This is a genomic window from Sphingomonas sp. Leaf407 (genome assembly GCF_001425385.1).
Classification (GTDB): domain Bacteria; phylum Pseudomonadota; class Alphaproteobacteria; order Sphingomonadales; family Sphingomonadaceae; genus Sphingomonas.
This window is the reverse complement of record NZ_LMQO01000001.1, coordinates 230,104-246,194: the sequence shown is the minus strand read 5'-3', so window position 1 is coordinate 246,194 and position 16,091 is coordinate 230,104. Positions and strand designations below refer to the sequence as shown.

Below are 16,091 nucleotides of genomic sequence, written 5' to 3'. Positions count from 1 at the left end.
ACATTCCCCCTGTATCGGGGGGCAGCGCTATCGCAGTCCGCGAATACTGTCCATCGCAAACAACGGGCGGTGACGCATGATGTACGCAAGCGGCTACAGAAACAAACCAAAAGATTATTTTCATATTTCTACACGCCTTGTTCCTTGCAAGGCAGGCGATAGCGCTGACAGCAATTTGATCCAAAACGGACTTTAATTCCATATCTGGATCGATCCCTGTCGATACGCTTGGGATTTGAGATCAACACGATCCATCAGCGCACCGCTCGCACCAAGGGTGCTATCCCGACGTGCAGCACTACCGCCCCTGTGCAGCGCCCCGGTGGTGGGATACCGGTGGTCACGCCTGTTCCAACGGATGTCGCCGATGCCGATCGCCCGCCTGCTGTTCGCCACGCTGATGCTGACCATGTCGTCGGCGGCACGGCCAGCCTTGCCGCGTATCGAAGCGATCGACCGGGTATGGGCGGGCCATTACAGCCGCTTCGCGCTGGTCACGACCGAACGACGGATCGTCGTCGCCTATTATGATGCCAACCGGCAACTGACCGTCGCGACCCGTGCGCGCGATGATGGCGCGAGCTGGGTCTATCACCGGCTGGCGAGCTGGACCGGGTGGGATAGTCACAATTATATCGCGGCGGCGGTGGATTCCGCCGGGCAGATTCATGTCGTCGCCAATCTGCACAATGATCCGCTGGTCTATTTCCGCACCACGCGGCCGGACGATCCGCGCAGCTTCGTGGGCGTGGCGACGATGGTCGATGGACCGCGCGAACGGCGGATGACCTATCCCGTCTTCCTGCGCGACGGTGCGGGCGGGCTGATCTTCAAATATCGCGACGGGGGCAGCGGCAACGGCAACGAGATCTACAATCGCTACGACCTTGCCACCGGACGGTGGAGCGCGCTGCTTGCCAGCCCGCTCGTCGATGGCGAGGGGCGGCGCAACGCCTATTTCGTGGGACCCACGCCGGGGCCGGACGGACGCTTTCACGTGGCATGGGTGTGGCGCGAGACGCCCGACGCCGCGACCAACCACGACCTGTCCTATGCCGTCAGCCGCGATCTGGTCCACTGGACCCGGGCCGATGGCACGCCGCTGCTGCTGCCGATCACGCTGAAGGCGGCGGGGATCGTCGATCCGGTGCCGGTGCGCGGCGGCATGATAAACAACAACAGCGTCATCGGCTTCGACCGGCAGGGTCGGCCGATCATCACCTATCACAAGTTCGTCGCCGACGGATCGACCCAGATCTTCCTCGCGCGGTGGGAGCGACGCCGCTGGCACATCGCGCAGGCGAGCGAGTGGGCGGGGTTCCGCTGGGACTTCGGCGGCGGCGGATCACTCGACAGCCGGCTGTTCGTCGAGGGCGCGGTGGCCGATGCCGCCGGGCTGCTGCGCATCCGGGTCCGGCGCGATGGTACGCCGATCGACCTGATCGTCGACGAGGCGACGCTCGCCCGACGGGGTGAGCGCCCCGGCACGACACTGGCCGACACGCTTGCGCCGCTGATCGCGACGCCGCCGGGCATGACGCTGAACACCGTCCAGAGCGACGGCGTGGCGATCGCATGGCCGACCCGCCCGCCGAACCGCGACCGGCCGACGGCGGACATTCCCGAACCGACGACGCTGCGGCTGGTCCTGCGCTGACCGGCAACGGCCCGGCACCGTCCGATGACTTTGCCGGTCCGCTGCCCTATGCCCCCGACACGCCGGCAGGAACTGCGGAGAGGATCGACCATGCGCCACGGCTGGATCGCCGCGATAGGACTGCTGACCACCGCCACCGGGCCGGCGCAGGATGTGCCGCTGCCGCCGATCGTCAGCCCGCTGCCCGAACCGCCCGCCGCCGATCGCCGGCCGGGCGCGCGGGTGATGCTGGCCGACTATCGCCACGACGACCTGTTGTGGGAGAATGATCGCACCGCGCACCGCATCTATGGCCATGCGCTCGAAGCGGTCGAGCCGCCGTCGGGATCGGGCATTGATGCGTGGGGCAAGAATGTCGCGCGGCCGTTCATGGATCGTCAGCTTCGCACCGGCGACCAGCATGGCTTTCATGGCGAGGGGATCGACTTCTACAATGTCGGTGGCAGTCGCGGTATGGGTGGCCTCGGCATCTGGTTCGACAACAAGCTGTGGGCCTCGCGCAACTTCACCGCGCACCGCATCCTCAGGACCGGTGGCACCGTCGCGCAGTTCGAGGTCGATTATGCCCCGTGGCCGGTCGATGTCAGCCGGAGGGTGTGGGAGACGCGGCGCTTCACGCTGCCGATGGGCACCCATTTCACGCGGATGCAGTCGGTCCTCCGCTCCAGTTCGCCCGAGCCACTGACCGTCGGCATCGGTTTGTCGAAGAAGGCCGGTGGCGACGGCCCGACGCTGAGCGTCGATCGCGCGCGCGGCGTGATGACGTTATGGGGGCCGGAGCATCGCGGGCACGGGACGATGGGCCTCGCGATCCGCGTCGATCCGGCGGCGATCGTCGGCATCGGGCAGGATGCCGACAATTACCTCATCTTCCTGCGCGTCCGGCCGGGGCAGCCCTTCGTCTATCATGCCGGATCGGCGTGGAGTCGCGGTGTCGGTGGCTTCCGCTCGGCGGCGGTATGGCAGACCTATGCCCGCGACGCCGATCTCGATTTCCGGCCCGTGCGTTGAATCGCGCTTTGCGCTAGACCGCCGGGTATGGGCGCAGAGAGACGCATCGCGATCGTCGGTGGCGGCACCGCCGGCTGGCTGACCGCCGCCTATCTGGCGCGGGCGCTGGGCAGTTCGGTGCGGATCACACTGCTCGAATCGCCGGGCATCGGCATCATCGGCGTCGGCGAAGGCACTTTCCCGACGATCCGCGAAACGCTCCGCTTCCTCGGCATCGACGAGGCGCAGTTCGTCACCGCCGCCGGGGCGACGTTCAAACAGGGCGTGCGCTTCGACGGCTGGCGGCGCGGCGGACCCGTGCCGCATCGCTATTATCATCCGTTCGAGCCGCCCTTCCCCGCCGACCGGCTGGTCGCGCACTGGCTGCGCGCCGACCCCGCGACCCGCCCGCCCTTTGCGCAGGCGGTGACGATCCAGCATCCGGTGGCCGCCGCCAATCGCGCGCCCAAACAGCCCGGCGACGAGGATTTCGACGGCCCGCTCGCCTATGCCTATCACTTCGACGCGGTACGGCTGGCCGGCGTCCTCGCCGATCGCGCCCGCGCATCGGGCGTCACCCATATCGAAGGGCGGATCGCGGACGTGGTCCAGAACGACGACGGCACGATCGAGCGGATCGATACCGATGCCGGACCGCTCCACGCCGACCTGTTCGTCGACTGCACCGGCTTTCGCGCCGAACTGATCGGCCGGTTGCCCGGTGCCGCGTTCCGGTCGGTCGCCGACCAGTTGTTCACCGACCGGGCGCTGACCTGCAAGCTGCCCTGCGGCGATCCCAACGCCCCGATCGAGAGCACGACGATCGCGACCGCGCACGAGGCGGGCTGGATCTGGGACATCGGCCTGTCGGGCGCGCGCGGCATCGGCTGCGTCTATGCCAGCCGCTATATCGACGACGATCGCGCTGCTGACCTGTTGCGCGCCTATCTGGGGCCGGCGGCGGACGGGATCACGCCGCGCCGGTTGACGTTCGACCCCGGCTGGCGTCCGCGACAATGGATCGGCAACTGCGTCGCGGTCGGCCTCTCGGCCGGGTTCCTCGAACCACTGGAATCGACCGGCGTCGTGCTGATCGAGGCGGCGGCGGCGATGATCGCCGAACTGCTGCCGCATGCCGGGCCGGTCGATGCCCCGGCCGGGCGGTTCAATGCGGTGATGGCGGCGCGCTTCGCGGGGATCGTCGATTTCCTGAAGCTGCACTATTGCCTGAGCGACCGGACCGAGCCGTTCTGGCGCGACAATGCCGATCCCGCCAGTTGGTCCCCACGGCTGACCGATCTGCTCGACCAGTGGCGGCATCGCCCGCCCAGCCGGTTCGACTTTCCGGTCGACACCGAAACCTTCGCCTTCTTCAACTATCAATATATCCTGTACGGCATGGGCTTCGCGACGGTGCCGCCGCCGGGCGGCGCGGCGCAGCAGGCCGAGGCGCAGCGGCTGTTCGCCCGTATCCGCAGCTATGGCGACCATGCGGTGCGCGACCTGCCGCCGCATCGCGTACTGGTCGACGGATTGCGCGGACTGCCGGCTATCCCCGCGCGAACAGGTTCCTGAGCCATGTCGCGCGCCCGCGCGATGCCTGTCGCCAGTCGCCGTCGTCGGCGGGCAGCTCGCCCGGCGCGGGCGTGTAGCGCCACGGATTGACCGTCCGCACCTTGCCCATCCGAAACGCCGCCGGATTGCTGGTCGCCAGCGTCAGCCCCTGTTCGAGCGCGGTGGCGGCGATCAGGCCGTCGACCATATTGGCATAGCCGAGCGTCGCCGCCCGCATCGCCACGCCGGTATCGACCGGCAGGATGCGCCCGTCGAACGCGCGCCGCACCGCCCCGTCTGCCCAGCGCTGCATCGCCGCCGCGCCCGCCTTGTCCGCGCGTTCGATTGATCGCGCCCCTGCCCCCAGTTCGGCCAGCGCCAGCGCCGACACGAACAAATTGCCGCGCGATTGCCCCGCCGCCCATGCCGCGACCGTCGCATCGCCCCGGCCACTGCTACCATGGCGCAATTCCCACAGCACATCGGTGTCGAGCAGGATCATGGCACCCGTCCCCGGATCGCCCGCCAGTCGGGATCGGTCGTGACCGGCTCGTCGATCGCCAATACCTCGACGATGCCGTCGCCCTGCCCCGACAGGTGCCGGAACAGGTCGATGCCGACCAGCACGTGCGTCGGTCGCCCGCGATCGGTGACGACCACCGGGCCGTCCTGCGCGAGTCGCTTGGCATGGCTGACGTCCTGATTGAACGCCCGGCTGGACAGCAGTTTCATGGCGAAATGCCCCGCATCGATCACAAGATATGTAGGTACGTACCTATCTTGTAGCACCGGTACAACGATCGCCCACCCGTCGGCGAAAATCATGGCCGTCGATCCGAACGGCCTATTGCATCGATCGCGTCCTGTGCGTGTAAGCGCCCGATCCGGTCCGCAGACGATCGGCCGTCATGGGGGAGGAACGGGAATGGACGACTGGCTGGACAGCCTTGGACGCACGGCATCGGGACTGTTATCGGCGCATGGGCCGGCGACGCCCGCCACCGCGCAAAGCTATGCGCCGGGCGATTTCAGCGTCCATTTCTTCCTGCAACTCGCGGTCATCCTCATCGCCTGCCGCGTCGTCGGCTGGCTCGGCAAGAAGCTGCTGGCGCAGCCGCAGGTGGTCGGTGAGATGATCGCCGGCGTCGTGCTCGGCCCCTCGCTGCTAGGGCTGTTCTCGCCCGATCTTCAGGCGGCGATCTTTCCGAAGGAAACGAAGAACGTCCTGTATGCCGGCGCGCAACTGGGTGTCGGTCTGTACATGTTCCTCGTCGGCACGACGCTGCGGCTCGACCATTTCAAGTCGAAGGCACGCAGCGCGTCGTTCGTCTCGCTGGCCGGGATCGTCGCGCCGTTCGGCATCGCGGTCCTCATCACGCCGATGCTGCTGGGCGTGCCCGACCTGTTCACGCCGGGCATCAGCCAGTCGAACGCCACGCTGTTCCTCGGCGCGTGCATTGCGCTGACCGCCTTTCCGATGCTCGCGCGGATCATCAACGAACGCGGCCTTGCCGACAGCGCGCTCGGCACGCTGTCGCTGACCGCCGGGGCGTTCGACGATGCCGTGTCGTGGTGCGTGCTGGCGATCGTGCTGGCGACGTTCGGCGGGGGCGCGGGCGTCGCGATCCTCGCGATCGGCGGCGGGCTGGCATGGGCGCTGTTCGTATTGCTGGCCGGGCCGCGGCTGCTCGCCCCGCTCGCCCGCATGGTCGAGCGCGACGGGGAGTTGCGCATTCCGGTGTTCGCGCTGGTGATGATCGCCTTCTGCGTCTCGGCGTTCCTGATGGACGTCGTCGGCATTCATGCGATCTTCGGCGGGTTCATCCTCGGCGCGGTAATGCCGCGCGGGCTGCTGACGGAGGAAATCCGCCGCAAGCTCGAACCGCTGACGGTCGTGCTGCTGCTGCCGATGTTCTTCACCTATTCGGGTCTGAACACGCGGATGGACATGGTCAATTCGCCCGGCCTGCTGCTGATCGCGTTCGGCATCCTCGTCGCGTCGATTCTGGCGAAGGGCGGTGCCTGTTATCTCGCTGCGCGCCTGTCGGGCGAGGACAATCGAACCGCGCTGGGCATCGGCGCGCTGATGAACTCGCGCGGGCTGATGGAACTCATCATCATCAACATCGGGCTGCAAAAGGGCATCATCGGCCCGACGCTGTTCTCGATGCTGGTGCTGATGGCGATCGTGACGACGATGATGGCCAGCCCGTTGTTCGAGTTGTTCTATGGCCGCAAGGGCCGGGAGAGCGGCGAACTGGCCGCGCTGCCGCAGACCAGCTAACCAAGCGTGCGGCGCACCGCGTCGCGCCACCCGGCGACGAGTGGCGCGCGCTCGTCGGCGCTCATCGCTGGGTCGAAGCAATGTTCGCGCGCCCACAATGCCCGAATGTCGCCGAGACCCGACCAGATGCCGGTCGCCAGCCCCGCGAAGAACGCTGCCCCGCGCGCGGTCGTCTCCAGATCGGCCGGGCGTTCGACCGGCACGCCGATCATGTTGGCGAGGAAGCGGCACAGCCAGTCGTTCGCCGCCATGCCGCCATCGACCCGCAGCTTCGCCGGCTGCCCACCGCCATCGGCCACCATCGCCTGTGTCAGATCCATCGTCTGATAGGCGACCGATTCAAGCGCCGCCCGGGCAAGGTGCGCGGCGGTCGCACCCAGCGTCAGGCCGAAGATCGCGCCGCGCGCGTCCGGCTCCCAATAGGGCGCGCCCATCCCGACGAACGCCGGGACCATATAGACGCCGTGACTATCGGGCACCTGCGTCGCCAGATCGTCAGTCTGGCTGGCGTGGGTGATGACGCCAAGGCCATCGCGCAGCCATTTGATCGCCGCGCCGGCGATGAAGATCGATCCTTCCAGCGCATAGGTGGTCCGGCCACCCAGCCGATAGGCCGGAGTGGTCAGCAACCGGTGGCGCGACGCGACCGCCGTGTCGCCGGTGTTGAGCAGCATGAAACAGCCGGTGCCATAGGTCGACTTGGCCATGCCCTTGTCGACACAGGCCTGCCCGAACAGCGCGGCATGCTGATCGCCCGCCATGCCGGCGATCGGGATGGCGCGGCCGAACAGGTCGGGCATGGTCGTGCCGAACCCATGCGCATTGTCGTGAACCTCGGGCAGCAGCGCCATCGGCACGCGCAGCAGCCGGCACAGTTCCTCGTCCCAGCACTGGCGGTGGATGTCGAACAACATCGTCCGGCTGGCGTTGGTCGCATCGGTCGCGTGGGACCTGCCACCGGTCAGCCGCCACAACAGGAAACTGTCGATCGTCCCGAACGCCAGTTCGCCGCGCTCGGCCCGCGCCCGCGCGCCCGGCACATGATCGAGCAGCCACGCGATCTTGGTGGCGGAGAAATAGGGGTCGACGATCAGTCCGGTGCGCTCGCGGATCATGTCCTCGGCGCCATCGGCCCGAAGCTGTTGGCATTGCGGGGTCCCGCGCCGGTCCTGCCACACGATCGCGCGGTGGATCGGCACACCGGTCGCGCGGTCCCACACTACCGCCGTCTCGCGCTGGTTGGTGATGCCGATCGCGGCGATCGATGCCACCGGCACCCCGCCGGTCGCGATCGCCTCGCGCGCGGTCGCCACCACGTCGCGCCAGATTTCCTCCGGATCATGTTCGACCCGGCCGGGTGCGGGATAATGTTGCGTGAATTCGGTTTGCGCGATGGCAATGCGGCGGGCCGCCGCATCGAACAGGATGCTGCGGGTCGAGGTGGTCCCCTGATCGACGACCAATATGTGCGATGCCACCCGCGCTCTCCCTTCACCGCCCGGAACGCGCCGGGCGGTCGTTTCGTTCGATCACCGGTACGGCAGGGGGTCAAGGACCACGATGGCGCAGGACGATACCGAACGCTTCGACCTGCTGGTGGTCGGCGGTGGGATCAACGGCACCGGCATCGCGCGCGATGCCGCCGGGCGCGGCCTGTCGGTGCTGCTGGTGGAGCAGGACGATCTGGCGGCGCATACCTCGTCCGCCTCGACCAAGCTGATCCATGGCGGCCTGCGCTACCTCGAATATGGCGAGGTCCGGCTGGTGCGCGAGGCGTTGATCGAGCGCGAGCGGCTGTTGGCCATCGCCCCGCACATCATCTGGCCATTGTCGTTCGTCCTGCCGCAGACGCACAGCCCGCGGGCGGCGTGGATGGTCCGGCTGGGGCTGTTCGTCTACGATCACCTCGGCGGGCGGAAAACGCTGCCGGCGACACGCACCGTCCGGCTCAACCGTTCGGCGCTGGGCAAGGGCTTGCGCGAGCGGCGCGGCAAGGCGTTCGTCTATGCCGACTGCTGGGTCGAGGACAGCCGTCTGGTCGTGCTCAACGCGCTCGACGCCGCCGAACGGGGGGCGACGATCGCCACCCGCACGACGCTGATCGATGCGCGGCGCGAGGGCGACGGCTGGGTCGCGACGCTGCGGTCCGACGGCGGCGTGCGGATCGTCCGCGCCACGGCGCTGGTCAATGCCGCCGGACCCTGGGTCGCCGACGTGATCGGCCGCATCGGTGGCGCGCGTGCCGATCGTGGCGTCAGGCTGGTCAAGGGCAGCCATATCGTCGTGCCGCGCCTCTACGATGGCGACCATGCGTTCATGCTCCAAAACGATGATCGCCGGATCGTCTTCGCGATCCCCTATGAAGGGCGCTTCACTTTGATCGGCACGACCGACCTGCCATGGACCGGTGCCCCGGCAAAGGCGGCGATCGGCGCGGAGGAAACCCGCTATCTGCTGGGCACCATCAACCGTTATTTCGCGCGGACCGTGGCGGAAGGCGACATCGTGTGGAGCTATGCCGGCATCCGTCCGCTCTACGACGATCATGCCGCCAATGCCTCGGCGGTCACGCGCGATTATGTGCTCGATCTCGATGCCGGGTCCGGGGGTGTCGACGCACCGCTGCTCAGCGTGTTCGGTGGCAAGATCACCACCTATCGCCGTCTCGCCGAACATGCGATGCGCGATCTGACGCCGTTCTTTCGTGACGCGGGCGGACCATGGACCGGCACGGCGGCGCTGCCGGGCGGAGAGTTCGCCAATTTCGATCGGTTCGTGGCCGTGGTCGTCGAGCGCTACCCCGCGCTGCCCGAACCGCTGCTGCGCCGCCTCGCGCGCGCCTATGGGACGCGGGTCGACCGGCTGCTGGGGTCGGCGCGCACGGTGAACGATCTCGGGCAGGACCTGGGCGGCAGTCTCCACCGTGCCGAGGTCGACTATCTCGTCCACACCGAATGGGCGCGGACGGCGGAGGACATCCTGTACCGCCGCAGCAAGCTCGGCCTGCATGTCCCCGCCGGCACCGCCGACCGGCTCGACGCCTGTCTTGCCGCGATTCTGATCTAGGGCCGATCGACCTTCGGTCGGCCGTGACGCCAGCAACAACCATTTCCGTCACCCCGGGCTGGTTCCGGGGTGACAAGGGAGGGTGGTGTTTTCGACTACAAACTGCACCGGAATAGCGGAATGTCGATCGGCCCTAGCCGGCGGGCCGATCGAGCTCTACCGGCGTATCGGACGCGTCATGCAGCCGCAGCGCGACCGTTCTTCCTGACAGCGGCGGCAGCGTGATCGACGATCCGACGAACCCGGCCGGCACCATCGTCATCCGCTGCGGGTCCGACGGATCGCCCGCCGCCGCGATCACGAACAGGTCGCGTCCCATCAGCACGCACCCGCCGCTCGCGCCACAGGTCACGCCGGTGATCGCCGGCAGGCGGATGACCTGCGCCAACGGCCGCCAGTCCCCCGCCGCCTCCCCGCGCCGGACCCGGACCCTGAGCGGCCCCGCCGCATCAGGCCCGAGCAACGCCTGCGGCACGATCGACGCAACGACGACGTCGCCGCCGATCCGCTGTATCCCGCCCGACGCGAAATCGAGCGATACGGTCCTGCCCTCCGCGCCGGCGATCTCGATCCGGTCGTCGCCGGTCACACCACCGTCGACCCGCAGCGAGAAGTGCAGCGTCGCATCGACCGGCACGATCCCGTCGGGCAGCCGCAGCGGCAGCGTTCCCGCCACCGGCCGAACCGTCACATCCCGGCCGACGACGGTGAGCGACGGACGCGGCGGGGCGAGCGTCGCGTCGACGCCGGCGGTTCGCTCGTCGCGCAGCCGCACCTTCGCGCTCGTCGCCTTATCGCCGGCCTCGATCGCGCCATCAGCTTGCAGGACCAGCCGGTCGCCCTTCGCGCCGCGCGTCAACACACCCGCTACGAAGCGCCGCCCGGCGAAGTCGAGCGACTGGACCTGATCCAGCCGTTGTCCGGTCAGCACCCCGTCGCGGTCGCCGGCATGGATGGTGAAACGGTCGAGCCGGCTCGCCTCGACCCGGCCGGTCAGGGCGAGCGCGGCCGGATCGGCCACGCCATAGCGCGCGATCCTGAGCGTCAGCGGACCCGGCCGGACCTTGCCCAGCGGCAACGTCGCGCGCAATTCGTCGGGTGCGGTGGCCTTCCACTCGACCGGCAGGATCGTGTCGTCACCCGCGACGACCGCGAGGCCGGCGACACACGCCGAAGCGCCGCCGCGCAGCGTCAGCGGCGATTCGCGACCGACGACCACCGAGGCGTCGGGCTCGGCGTGCCACGTACCGGCGGCATCGGCCTGCACCGCAAGGCGTGGCCCGGTGAAGCGATCGAAGCCCCAGCGCCCTTGCAGCACGCCGCCCGTGACCGGCCCGGCGATCGCCGGCATTCCCGATGTGGCGCGAACGCCGCCATGTTCGACGTCGCGTACCATCGGCACGTCGACGCTTTGGCCGTTGGTGGTGGTGATCCGCAGCGTCAGATCCTGGGCGTAATCGGTCGCGAACAGCAACGACGCATCGTCGAGCGTCAGCACCGCATCGGGCCGGGTCAGGCAGACCGGGGCGGTCGCACCGGCCCGGAACACCGGTGGCGTCGCCGCGCCGATCGGCGGCAGCGGTGCCACCAGCACCGATCGTGGATTCTGGAACGACGGCGCGGCGTTCAGTTGCAGCGTCATCCGATCGCCGCTGCCCGTCGTCAGCGCGGGGAGATATTGATATTGCGCGCTCTGAAACGCGCCGAACAACCGCGCCAGATCACGCGCGAGGCCGATATAGGGGCTGTAGAACCCCGCCCCGCCCTCGCGCGTCGCGGCAACGCCATAGGCGAGGTTCACCGGCGCGCCGGTCAGCGTTTCGGTGAAGCTGGTGCCCCGCCCCGCCTGAAGGATCGTCGCGCTGCGATCCTGCATCAGGCACGCCGCCTGCAACGCCCGCTGGCGCGTCAAACATTCTTGGTTCAGCTTGATCCGCAGCGCGTCGGCCAGGACCGGCGCGACCGCTGCCAGCCGTTCGGGAGCACGCTCGCCGATCGACCCGACCATGGCGACGAAGGTGTCGAGCCGTGCCCGGTCGAGCGACGCCTGATACAGATCCTGCGCCGCCCGCACGAAGATGCCGGGCCGCCCGCGCACCGCATCGCGCACCGCGTCGAAGCCGCCGCCGGCATCGGGCACCATCAGCACGATCGCCTGTTCGGCGCCGTCGGGCACGCTCAGGGTCAGCGTGCTGCGTTTGGGCTTCCACGTCTCGGCGCGGAAGAACCATGGTTTGGGCGGTGGATTGGTCGCGCCGCGCAGGAAGGCGACGACCATCAGATAGCGTGCCGACTGGTCCGCCGGCAGCTCCGCCCGCGCGACCAGCCGGTCGCCGGGCTTGAGCGACGGCACGGCGGTCAGCGGCAGCGTGGCGTCGCCCCGCCCGACGGTGATCGTCAGTTGCGGGCCGGTCAGGTCGAACCCGCCCTGTTGCGCCAGGGCGGGCGATGCCGTGAGCGTCAGCAACGCCGTGCAGAAGCGGAAGAATACGCGAACCATGGCAGGGCTATAGTCGATCCATGCGCCTCGACGCCACGCCGCGTGTGCGGGCCGCTTGACGCCGTCACCGGTGCTGTCCGATGATCGCGCCATGCTGAAACCCATCGCGCTTTCGATCAGCCTGCTGGCCCTTGCCGCAGGCGTTTCCGCCCAGACCGTCCCGCAGCGGCAGGTGGGCAGCGCCACCCTGTCGGGCGTGCCCGACATTCCAGGCGACGTGCGCGAGGCGGTCCAGCGCTATCAGAACAGCCGCGCCGCGCAGTTCGAGGACTGGTTGCCCGACGGGTCGATGCTGATCGCCACCCGCTTCGGTTCGACCCAGCAGCTCCATCACGTCGCGCGGCCGGGCGGGGTCCGCACCCAGTTGACCTTCGGGACCGAGCCGGTGGCGGGGGCGATGGTGATCCCCGGCACCGACCGTTTCGTGCTGACCCGCGACACCGGTGGCGACGAATGGTTCCAGCTCTATGCGCGCGGCCTGACCGGGCCGGCGCGGCAATTGACCGAGGCGGGGACGCGCAACGAAAATCCGGTGTTCAGCAAGGACGGCACGCTGCTGGCATGGTCGCAGGCGACCAAGGGCAGCGCCGCCTATTCGATCCTCGCCGCCGATCCGAAGGCCGGCGGCGCGGCGCGGGTGCTCTATCGCGCGGACGGGGCCGTCGCGCCGGCGGCCATCGCCGCCGACGCATCGCGACTGATCTTCGTGCGCAGCCTGTCGAACCGCGAGGACCAGTTGTTCGAACTGGACATCGCCACCGGCAAGGCGCGCCGCATCGCCGCCGATGCCCCGCCGGCGCTCTATCAGGATCCGCGCTACCTGCCCGACGGCAAGCGGCTGATCGCCATTTCCGACGCGGGCAGCGACACGCGGCAACTGGTCGAGATCGACCTGGCGACGGGCAAGCGGACGGTGCTGACCCCCGGCCTCAAATGGGACGTCGAAAGTTATGACCTGACCGACGATGGCCGGGTGCTTGCCTATTCGGTGAACGAGGACGGGCTGTCGCGGGTGGTGGTGCAGGACCGCATCACCCGTCGCGCATTGCCGCAGCCGAAACTGCCGCAGGGCGTGCTGACCGCGCTGCGCTTTTCGGGCGATGGCAGCAACCTCGCGATCGGGCTGACGTCGGCGACCTCGGCGGGCGACGTGTGGAGCTGGGGCGTGGCCAATGGCACACTGACCCGCTGGACGATGTCGGAACTGGGCGATCTCGACCCCGCGAAACTGGTCGAGCCCGAGCTGATCCGCTTCTCCTCGTTCGACGGGCTGTCGGTCCCGGCGTTCGTCTATCGCCCGAAGGACGTGGCCCCCGGCACGCGCACCCCGGTCATCATCGACATCCACGGCGGTCCGGAAGCGCAGACCCGCCCCGGCTGGAACTATGGCGCGCAATATTTCGCCGATGTGCTCAAAGCGACGGTCATCCTGCCCAATGTTCGCGGCAGCGACGGCTATGGCCGGCGCTATCTGAATCTCGACAATGCCGAGAAGCGCGAGGATTCGGTCAGGGACATTGGCGCGCTGCTCGACTGGATCGCGCGCCAGCCGGGCCTCGATGCGAAGCGGGTCGCGGTCTATGGCCAGTCCTATGGCGGCTATATGAGCCTTGCGGTCATGACGCATTATTCCGACCGGCTGGTCGGCGGGGTCGAGCGGTACGGCATCAGCAACTGGATCACCTTCCTCCAGAACACCGAAGCCTATCGCCGCGACAATCGACGTGCCGAATATGGCGACGAGCGCGTGCCCGCGATGCACGCGGTGCTGACGCGGATCTCGCCGGTCGCCAATGTCGGGCGGATCACCAAACCGATGCTGGTGATGCAGGGCGCCAACGATCCGCGCGTGCCGCAATCCGAATCGGATCAGGTCGTCGCCAGCCTGCGCGCCAAGGGCAACGAGGCATGGTACGTGCTGTTCGCCGACGAAGGGCACGGCTTCCAGAAGAAACCGAACAACGACCTGCGCCGCGAGGTCGAGACGGTGTTCCTGCGCCGGTTGTTTGAGCCGCCGAAGCGCTGACCGGCCGGGCTGGCACGGGACGGGTCGACACGGTCCGCGCCTTCCCCGTGCCGGAAACGATTATTCACACTTCGCCAATACAGTGTAATATTATATCCTCTACCTGTTGCTGGTCCAAAGATCATGCAGGAAGAGGCGAACGGGATGTTTACGGATCAGATGGTACATGTGACGTTGCAGACGTGGTGCGACAATGTCGTCGCGGTCGGCAAGGTCCATAGCGAGGGTGGCGACGTCCATGCGTTCGCGACCCAGGTATTGAGCGACAATTACGACTATGATGCGGGCAAGGTGCTGTTCAAGCCGACCCTGACCCATGGTGCGCAGACCTTCCGCCCGACAAAGGCTGGTGCGCTATCCTATTTCGTCGGTGGCGATCCCGAGTTCCCCGATGACAAGGGGTTCAAGCTCAAACCATGGGTCAAGGTGTGGTACAACAAGCTCGATTATGTCCTGCACGGCGACATCGCCATCGTGCAGTGCAACGTCCACTTCATCGGCGCCGACGACAGCCACATCTTCGTGAACAAGAGCTTCGTGTTCAAGGAATGCGGCGATGGCAAGGTGCGGATCGTCCTTCACCAGTCATCGCTGCCGTATCAGCCCTGATCGCATCGCCCGGCCCGGTGCGGGCGGTGATCGCGACGATCGACTTGGCGAGCATCGGCGATCTGTCGGCCGAGGTCGATGCGGACCGATCGATCGGTCCCGCCCTGCTCGTCCGGCGTCGTGCCGCGTTGACCGGCGAGGACCGGTTACGGGTTCGGCTCGACGTGATCGAAACCGATGCGGGCAGTCGCTTTCACACCGGCTGCCGCACGCTGGGCCTGAACCCACTTATGTCGGCCCTGGCATGCAATGGTGCTGCGTCGATGGGCAGGATGCGATCTGCGAGGTGCCGACCGGCGGGTTCAGGGGCCGGGAACTACTGAACCCGCCCGAGGTGCTTCATTGGCCGCCGCCTCGTCCTGTCGATTGATCCGCCAACGTAGCAACGATTCTGACGATGACGGGCAGGCACCGACGGTTCGCCTCAGCGGCCGGGTGCCTCGCCGCCGGCGGGATCGAGGATCGCGCGGACCATCGTCGCGCGCTTCATCCCGGCGGTTACATTACCCTGCCCGCTGTAGAGCCCGCGCAGGATACCGCGATCGAACGGGGTCAGCGTGTCCGGTGTCGCCTGCCCGTCGCCGGGAGCGAAAGCGGCGAGAATCGATTCGGCCTCGATCCGTCGGCCGGGGCGGGCGTCGGCCAGCGCGCGCATCGCCACGTAATCGGCGATCTGCAGCGGGGACCGGGTCGTGGCGGCGGCGGTATCGATGACCACCACCGCGCTGACGATGTCGCGGCGGAAGGCGTTCGCCAGCCGGCTGGCCCCCTGCACCTCCAGCGTCGGCGGTCCGTCGCCACTCACGGTCGCACGTTCGCCGTCACGGCTGCGCGTTTCCCACTCCACCCAGCCGCGCGCGCCGCCCGGCTCGCCGAGGATACGGCGCATGTCGGCAAGGGTCTGCGCGCGCAGGTTGGCGGTGCGCCGCGTCATCAGGCCACGCACCATGGCGCGCCCGTCGGGGGTGACGATCAGCAGGACGTTGGGGTCGCATCCCGGTGCCCCGATGCGCAAGCCGATGCCGTCGGCAACGATGCCGATCCGGTCGACGATCGCCTGCCCGGTTTCACGCGACAGGCCGACCACCCCCGGACAGATCGGATCGGTAAACCGCGCCAGCGGCTGGTCGATGGTCGTCGGGGGAAGCACCGCTTCCACCCGGCGCGCGGTTTCGCGCATCACGTCGCGTTGCGCGGCGGTAACGACGATCTCGCCTTCGGCCGGTTGCTGCGGCGGGGCGGCCTGAAGCGCTCCGGCGAGCAGCACGGTGAGCAAGGGCGATACCATGCGGTTTCCTCTTGGGGGTCGGCGTGGGCCACCGGCAGGCGGCGCGAGTTGGTGAATACGCTAACAATAGCATAGCGAAAGGTGACAGTTCCGCATCATTTATACAAAATGACATTT

At 68.1% G+C, this 16,091-nt stretch carries 13 protein-coding genes; 8 read left to right on the top strand and 5 right to left on the bottom strand.

Annotated features, from left to right (window positions below; genetic code table 11):
* Positions 1-367: 367 nt before the first annotated feature.
* From ASG37_RS01140 to ASG37_RS01130, 3 genes are all read left to right on the top strand, one after another.
* Positions 368-1,657 carry a BNR repeat-containing protein gene (locus ASG37_RS01140; protein WP_200909685.1) on the top strand — a complete coding sequence of 430 codons (1,290 nt, stop codon included), beginning with the start codon at positions 368-370 and terminating at the stop codon, positions 1,655-1,657.
* Between the two features lie 90 nt (positions 1,658-1,747).
* On the top strand, positions 1,748-2,668 hold the full coding sequence (locus tag ASG37_RS01135) for a DUF4861 family protein (RefSeq protein ID WP_055755443.1): 921 nt from the start codon (positions 1,748-1,750) through the stop codon (positions 2,666-2,668).
* Positions 2,669-2,695: 27 nt separating this feature from the next.
* Positions 2,696-4,222, top strand: coding sequence for a tryptophan halogenase family protein (locus ASG37_RS01130; RefSeq protein WP_055755442.1), 1,527 nt, complete (start codon positions 2,696-2,698; stop codon positions 4,220-4,222).
* Here the strand turns inward: ASG37_RS01130 and ASG37_RS01125 are convergent.
* The gene (locus tag ASG37_RS01125; protein ID WP_055755441.1) at positions 4,197-4,703 is read right to left on the bottom strand and encodes a PIN domain-containing protein; all 507 of its coding nucleotides are present in this window, start codon (positions 4,701-4,703) and stop codon (positions 4,197-4,199) included. The genes ASG37_RS01130 and ASG37_RS01125 overlap by 26 nt on opposite strands.
* Positions 4,700-4,933, bottom strand: a complete 234-nt coding sequence (locus ASG37_RS01120; protein WP_055757160.1) for a type II toxin-antitoxin system prevent-host-death family antitoxin — start codon at positions 4,931-4,933, stop codon at positions 4,700-4,702. Before ASG37_RS01120 ends, ASG37_RS01125 begins: the two co-directional genes overlap by 4 nt.
* Before the next feature lie 193 nt (positions 4,934-5,126).
* On the opposite strand from ASG37_RS01120, the gene ASG37_RS01115 reads away from it, so the two are divergent.
* A complete protein-coding gene (locus ASG37_RS01115; RefSeq protein ID WP_082447909.1) occupies positions 5,127-6,485 on the top strand; it encodes a cation:proton antiporter in 1,359 nt (452 codons plus the stop codon).
* Here the strand turns inward: ASG37_RS01115 and glpK are convergent.
* Positions 6,482-7,963 (bottom strand): glycerol kinase GlpK, encoded by a 1,482-nt coding sequence (glpK, locus tag ASG37_RS01110; protein ID WP_055755440.1) that lies wholly within the window; start codon positions 7,961-7,963, stop codon positions 6,482-6,484. The two genes, ASG37_RS01115 and glpK, sit on opposite strands and share 4 nt — an antisense overlap.
* An 82-nt stretch (positions 7,964-8,045) precedes the next feature.
* Here glpK and ASG37_RS01105 point away from each other — a divergent pair, with 82 nt between their 5' ends.
* Positions 8,046-9,551 (top strand): glycerol-3-phosphate dehydrogenase, encoded by a 1,506-nt coding sequence (locus ASG37_RS01105; protein ID WP_055755439.1) that lies wholly within the window; start codon positions 8,046-8,048, stop codon positions 9,549-9,551.
* A gap of 133 nt (positions 9,552-9,684) precedes the next feature.
* Here the strand turns inward: ASG37_RS01105 and ASG37_RS01100 are convergent, their stop codons facing one another.
* Complete coding sequence (locus ASG37_RS01100; protein ID WP_055755438.1) at positions 9,685-12,051, bottom strand: hypothetical protein; 2,367 nt, start codon at positions 12,049-12,051, stop codon at positions 9,685-9,687.
* 91 nt (positions 12,052-12,142) lie between these two features.
* Between ASG37_RS01100 and ASG37_RS01095 the strand changes: the two genes are divergently transcribed.
* The 3 genes from ASG37_RS01095 (at position 12,143) to ASG37_RS01085 (ending at position 15,009) form a co-directional block, all read left to right on the top strand.
* Positions 12,143-14,077, top strand: a complete 1,935-nt coding sequence (locus ASG37_RS01095; RefSeq protein WP_055755437.1) for a S9 family peptidase — start codon at positions 12,143-12,145, stop codon at positions 14,075-14,077.
* Positions 14,078-14,236: 159 nt separating this feature from the next.
* Entirely contained in the window at positions 14,237-14,686 is a 450-nt protein-coding gene (locus ASG37_RS01090; protein ID WP_235515034.1) for a hypothetical protein, read from the top strand.
* A 26-nt stretch (positions 14,687-14,712) separates the two neighbouring features.
* Positions 14,713-15,009 carry a hypothetical protein gene (locus ASG37_RS01085; protein WP_156348997.1) on the top strand — a complete coding sequence of 99 codons (297 nt, stop codon included), beginning with the start codon at positions 14,713-14,715 and terminating at the stop codon, positions 15,007-15,009.
* A gap of 101 nt (positions 15,010-15,110) precedes the next feature.
* Here the strand turns inward: ASG37_RS01085 and ASG37_RS01080 are convergent, their stop codons facing one another.
* Positions 15,111-15,974 (bottom strand): hypothetical protein, encoded by an 864-nt coding sequence (locus ASG37_RS01080; RefSeq protein WP_156348996.1) that lies wholly within the window; start codon positions 15,972-15,974, stop codon positions 15,111-15,113.
* Positions 15,975-16,091 lie beyond the last annotated feature (117 nt).